We start from the raw sequence: 1172 nt of genomic DNA, 5'->3' as shown, positions 1-1172 counted from the left end.
TATCTTCTTATTTTTCTTTGTCATTTTTAATGTTTATCCTATTTATTAATATGATTGTTTATGGGTGTTAATTTATAAGTTAGTTAGGATTTTGCAATTTCAACCTGTTCTTCAACACTGCTTAAATCAAGTGAAGTAAGTGGGATTTCCGTAGCTGATGATTGTTCTACACCATACGAAAGTTTCTTTAATTTAAAGTGAAGTTTTCCTCATTTAGGAGTATCTTTGAAATTCATAGTAAAGTGAGCGGTGTATCTTCCTGAAACAGCATTGGTTTCATCACTTAGAACAACTTCTTTTTTAAGTTCAGTTTGTTGTCCTTCATCATCGATTTTACTTATTTCATCTATTGAATGATCTTCATCAACTTCATCAGCTTCTAAAGTAAGGAAGAACTTACCACCATCTTGCTTTTTAATATATTTACTTTCTACTTGTAATATCAATTGAAGTTTATTATCTTTTCTTCCACCGATATCAAAATAGAACTGATTTTCAGGGAATGTTAGGTCTTGCTTGTCAGCACCACCAGACGTTGAACCACCATTATTTCCGTCTTGTTGGCTTCCACCAGCATTTTCGTCTTTTTGTTTATTATCTTCCTTTTTTTCTGGTGCTTTTGGTTGGTTAATAATACTAGATGTGTGGAATATTAAAGTAGTATCGGATAATTGAAACTTTTCACCATTGAAGATTGAAGCTTCAGTAATTGTATAAGTTGTATTAGGAGTTAATCATAAATCGATATCCTTAACAGTTACACCAAGATCTGGTCCACTACTTTGTGGAATTCCGATTTTATCCCCAAAGTTACCATAGAATTTATAGTTACCATCACTTTCGCTATTATCAACTACTGGATTAATCTTTAATGTATAAGTTCCTTCAGCATGTGGTACAAGGACAGTAATCCGGTAACGTTGTTTACCATCACTTTTTGGTAGAGAACCTTCGTTTGGTTTTAAATTCGTGTAATCTCGTTCTACAAATTCAGAAGTTGCTGAGTCAACACCAATTGGGAACAGTCAAACCGCTTTCTTTTGATTAATTAGTTCTTTAGCTTTAACTTCTTTATCCTTTTCTAGTTTTTCCCTTTCTTCTCGTCGTCTTTCTTCTTCCTCACGAGCTTGTTTTTCTTTCTTTAGACGTGCTTTATAACGATCAATCGCTTC

Annotated in this window: 1 protein-coding gene; it reads right to left on the bottom strand. The window is 33.0% G+C overall.

The window, feature by feature from the left end; translation table 4 throughout:
* Window positions 1-83: 83 nt before the first annotated feature.
* Window positions 84-1172: hypothetical protein (locus T416_RS03925; protein ID WP_038079727.1), on the bottom strand; the 1089-nt coding region annotated here is incomplete at its 5' end.

Origin of the sequence: Ureaplasma canigenitalium ATCC 51252, assembly GCF_000712165.1 — a bacterium.
GTDB classification, from domain to species: domain Bacteria; phylum Bacillota_I; class Bacilli_A; order Mycoplasmatales; family Mycoplasmoidaceae; genus Ureaplasma; species Ureaplasma canigenitalium.
Note: the sequence above shows the minus strand (reverse complement) of the source record. Positions and strands in the feature narration are given on the sequence as shown.